The organism is Streptomyces sp. NPDC048504 (assembly GCF_043200035.1).
Classification (GTDB): domain Bacteria; phylum Actinomycetota; class Actinomycetes; order Streptomycetales; family Streptomycetaceae; genus Streptomyces.
Genome location: NZ_JBICXA010000044.1, coordinates 1 through 5,276, shown reverse-complemented (window position 1 = coordinate 5,276; position 5,276 = coordinate 1). Strand labels below are relative to the sequence as shown.

General features: G+C 66.4%; 1 protein-coding gene. It reads right to left on the bottom strand.

What is annotated here, in order from left to right:
• A partial coding sequence (locus tag ACGFY9_RS48840; protein WP_393765653.1) for an amino acid adenylation domain-containing protein occupies nt 1–5,276 on the bottom strand: 5,276 nt, incomplete at both ends.

Sequence of the window (5,276 nt, the reverse complement as noted above, 5' to 3'; positions counted from 1 at the left end):
AGCACCGCACGCACCCGACTCACCAAACGCGTCGCCAGCAACGAATGCCCACCAAGCGCGAAGAAGTCGTCCTCAACCCCCACCTCATCCAGGCCAAGGACCTCGGCGAACGCCTGGCAGAGAATCTCCTCCTGCACGGTCGCCGGGCCCCGGCCTCCGCCGCTCACATACTCCGGAGCGGGAAGCGCCTTACGGTCCAGCTTGCCGTTCACCGTCAACGGCAACGCATCCAGCACCACCACCGCCGATGGCACCATGAACTGCGGCAACCGCTCACCCACAAACTCACGCAGCTCGGACTCCACCGCCTCCCCCACCACATACGCCACCAGACGCTTGTCCCCCGGGACGTCCTCGCGAGCAATTACGGTCGCCTGCATGACCTGCGGATGCGCAGCGAGTGCCGCCTCGACCTCACCCGGCTCGATACGGAACCCACGGATCTTCACCTGCTCATCCGCACGCCCCAGATACTCCAGCCGACCCCCGGCCGACCACCGCACCACATCCCCCGTCCGATACATCCGCTCACCCACCGCACCGAACGGACACGCCACAAACCGCTCACCCGTCAACCCCGGACGACCCACATACCCCCGCGCCAGACCCGCACCCGCCACATACAACTCCCCCGCCACACCCACCGGCACCGGACGCAACCCACCATCCAGGACGTACACCTGAGTGTTCGCGATCGGGGCGCCGATCGGCACGGACCGCGTGTCCTCGGGCAGCTCCGGAATGGCGTACGTGCAGGCGAACGTGGTGGTCTCGGTCGGCCCGTACCCGTTCACCACCCGCAGTCCCGGCACCGCTGTCTGCGCCTCTCGCACATGCCGCACCGACAACGCCTCGCCGCCGACCAGCACCCGCGCCAGGCCCGCCAGCACACCCGGGTCCTCATCGACGACCGTGTTGAAGAGCCCAGCGGTCAACCACAGGTTGCGGATGTTCTTACCCGAGATCAACGACCGCAGTTCCGCCATGCCCACGGCACCAGGAGGAGCGATCACCAGGCGGCCACCGTGGACCAGTGCGCCCCACAACTCGAAGGTCGAGGCGTCGAACGCCAGCGGTGCCAGCAGGAGGTGCACATTCTGCTCGCTGAACTCGGCGTACTGCTGACCCCACACCAGCCGCACCACGGCACGGTGCTCCACCATCACGCCCTTGGGCAGCCCCGCCGATCCGGACGTGAACATCACGTAGGCGGCGTCACCTGCGGCAACGGCTACTGCCGGATCCTCACTCGGGAAGGATTCATCGACGCTCTCGACCGGTACGACCACGCCGCCGAAGTCCGTCAGAAGATCGGCCAGTCCTCCCTGGCTGACGACGACCTGGACGTCGGCGTCGCGCATCATGGATGCCAACCGGGCGGAGGGGTAGTCCGTGTCCAGCGGTACGTAACCCGCGCCGGCCTTCCAGACTCCCAACAATGCGGCTACTGCATCAGGACCACGCTCAAGGCACACTCCCACCAGCAAACCCCTGCTCACACCGGCCGCGATGAGCGCATGCGCGATCTGGTTGGCTCGCGCGTTCAGCTCCCGGTACGAGAGCTGCGCGTCCCCGAACTCCACCGCCACGGCGTCCGGACGCAGCCGCGCCTGTTCGGCGACCAAGGTGTGAACACCCTGCTCCGGCAGTTCTGTTGTGGTGTCGTTCCAGTCTTCGAGGAGTCGGTTCTGTTCGGTGGCGTCGAGGATGTCCACCGCCGACAGAAGGCCGTCGGGGTCGTCCTCCAGCGTGCTCACGAGGTTGTCCAGGCAGGTGTGCAGCAGTCGGCACACCGCCTGCCCGTCGACCGGCCCCACCGCGTCCACCGTCAACCCGAACCGGGACTCCAGGTCATCCACCGCCACAGTTACCGGGTAGTTCGTCACCTCACGTATGGACACCGTGCTGATGCCTCTAGGCGCGTTGTCGGCTTTCGGTGCGGGGACCGCCTGTGGGCGTCGACCGTGCCGGTAGTTGAACAGTGAGGTGAACAGCGGGCTGCCGTTCGGAATGCTGCTGGCCTGCTGCGCCAGGGTCAGCGGAGCGTGCTCGTGCACCAGCAACTCCGCCAACTGGTCGCGCACCCCCTCCAGCGCACTGCCCACACCAACGGCGTCGGTGCGGACCCGGACCGGCAGCGTGTTGATGAACAGTCCCGGTACCCGGTCCGCACCCGCACCCGCGTTCATCCGCCCGAACAACACCGTGCCGAACACGACATCGTCACGACCACTGACCGTGGCCAGCACCCTCGCCCACGCCAGATGGAACACCGACGCCGGGCTCACCCCGAGCGACCGGGCCACATCCCGCACCCGCAGGCCAACCTCCTCATCGACCCGAAGATACGAACGCACCACACCGCTGCCGTCACCGTGCACGTCCAGCAGGCCGTACGGAGCGGTGGTCTCCTCCACATCCCCCAACAGGCCCGCGAAGTACCGCTCGTGCTCCTCCCGCGTCACACCCAGCCGGGCCTGCGCCACGAAATTCCGGAACGGCAGCGGCTCCGGCAAGGAGTCCTCCCGCCCGGACAGGAACGCGCCCATCTCCTCCAGCAGGACATCCTGCGTGGTGTGGTCCTGAACCAGGTGATGCATCCGCAACAACGCCAGCCACCCACCGTCCTCACCCGGTTGTGTGGCGGTGTGGACGTCGATCAGCGGGGCACGGCCGATATCCATGCTAGAACCGGCCGCCGCGATCAGCTCCTCCACCGCAGCGGTGCCTTGTGACTCGACAGGGACTTCGATGACGGGCAGGTCGGCCCGGCGGACCACGACCTGGACCGGCTCACGCAACTGCTCCCACACGACCGCGGTGCGGTAGATGTCATGCCGATCCACCACCCGCTGAAGCGCACCGAGGAACGCGTCCAGCCGCTCGCGCGAGTCGAACCGCAGAACCCGAGGCACCACATACGCATCCGCACCGCCTCCATCCGCCTGCAACAGGTGATGGAAGAACAGACCCTCCTGCAAAGGCGCCAGGGGATACACATCAGCGATGTTGGCCGCGCCGCCCGGTATCTGCGCAACGACGTGCGCCAACTCGGACGCGTCCAGATCAACCAGCGGCAACATGTCCGGAGTGATGCGCTCGGCACCCTGCGGAATCCGGTTCTCCGGGACCACGACAGCGTCCGGAGCCGCCACCGCGGCCAGCCCTGCGGGGGTGGGTGTTTGGAACAGTGCGCGCACCGAGACGGACACGCCCCGGCTGCGCAGCTGCTCGACCAGCGACACCGCCAGCAGTGAATGCCCGCCCAGGGCGAAGAAGTCGTCGTCCACACCCACCGCGGGCAGACCGAGAACCTGGGCGAACGCCTGGCAGAGGATCTCCTCCTGCACCGTCACCGGACCACGCCCCGCACCCGCCGTGAACTCGGGAGCCGGCAACGCCTTACGGTCCAGCTTCCCGTTCACCGTCAACGGCAGCGCTTCCAGAGTCATGACGGCCGAGGGCACCATGTGCTCCGGCAACCGGTCAGCCGCGAACGCCCTTACCCCGGCGGCAAGGTCGCCTGCGTCGCCGTCCCGGTCCGTCGGTACGAGGTAGGCGACCAGGCGGACATCACCGGGCGTGTCCTCTCTTGCGATCACCGCAGCTCGCGCCACCTGAGGGTGCGCGGCCACCACCGTTTCGATCTCGCCCGGCTCGACACGGAACCCGCGGATCTTCACCTGTTCGTCCGCACGGCCCTCGAAGGCCAGCCGGCCCTCAGCCGTCCAGCGCACACGGTCCCCGGTCCGATACATCCGCCCACCCCAACCACCGAACGGACACGCCACAAACCGCCCCGACGTCAACCCCGCACGATGCAGATAACCCCGCGCCAAACCAGCACCCGCCACATACAACTCCCCCACCACACCCACCGGCACCGGACGCAACCACTCATCCAGCACAAACACCCGAAGATCCGGAAGCCCCACACCAATCACACCACCACGACCACTCCCACCCATCGCCATACCATCCACCGGCGCATACGTGACATGCACCGTCGTCTCCGTAATCCCATACATATTCACCAACCGCGGCCCCCCACCCCCATGCCGCGCAAACCAACCCTCCAACCGACCCACATCCAACGCCTCACCACCAAACACCACACACCGCACCACCCAGTCATCCCGCTCCTGAGCCATCAACTGATAAAACGCCGACGGCGTCTGATTCAAAACCGTCACCCCCTCCACCGCCAACAACCGCGCAAACTCCCGAGGCGACCGACTCACCTCAAACGGCACCACCACAAGCCGCCCACCATGCAACAACGCACCCCACAACTCCCACACCGAAAAATCAAACGCATACGAATGAAACAACGACCACACATCACCCGGACCAAACCCAAACCACTCCCGCGTCACCCCGAACAACCGCACCACATTCCGATGCGACACCACCACACCCTTCGGCCGCCCCGTCGAACCCGACGTATAAATCACATACGCCGCAGAATCCGGCAACACCTCCACCCCCAAATTCCCCTCCCCCAACCCCACCCCAACACCAGCAACATCATCCGCACCCAACACCACCACCGGCCGCACATCACCCAACACAAACTCCACCCGCTCCGCCGGATACTCCGGATCCACCGGCACATACGCCGCCCCCGACTTCAACACCGCCAACACCCCAACCACCAACTCCACCGACCGCGGCAACACCAACGCCACAAACCGCTCCGGCCCCGCCCCCCGCTCCACCAACCACCGCGCCAACCTATTCGCCCACGCATTCAACTCCCCATACGACAACGACCGCCCCCCACACACCACCGCCACCGCACCCGGATCACACACCACCTGCGCCTCAAACAACTCCACCACCGACAACCCATCAACCAACCCCACCTCCCCACCCACCAACCCATCCACCACATCCCCACCCACACCAGCCCAACCCAAAACCAACCCACGCTCATCAGCACCCAGCACATCCACCCCACCCACCCGGATATCCGGCGTCTCCACCACCACCCCGACCACCCGCACCAACCACTCCACGAACCGCTCAGCCATCGACGCATCGAACACATCCGCAGCCACGATCACGACACCCCGCACACCAGCAGGAGCACCCTCAGCGTCGAACACCTCAGAAGCCATGACATCCAGATCGAACTTGGCCGTCACCGACCCTGCCGCCCCCGCCGGCCCGGCAGATCCGGCCGGCACTCCGGCAGCCTGCAACCCCGGCAGGTCGACAACCGCCCGGGCATTGTTCTGCAGCGTCAACATCACCTGAAACAGCGGATGCCGGGC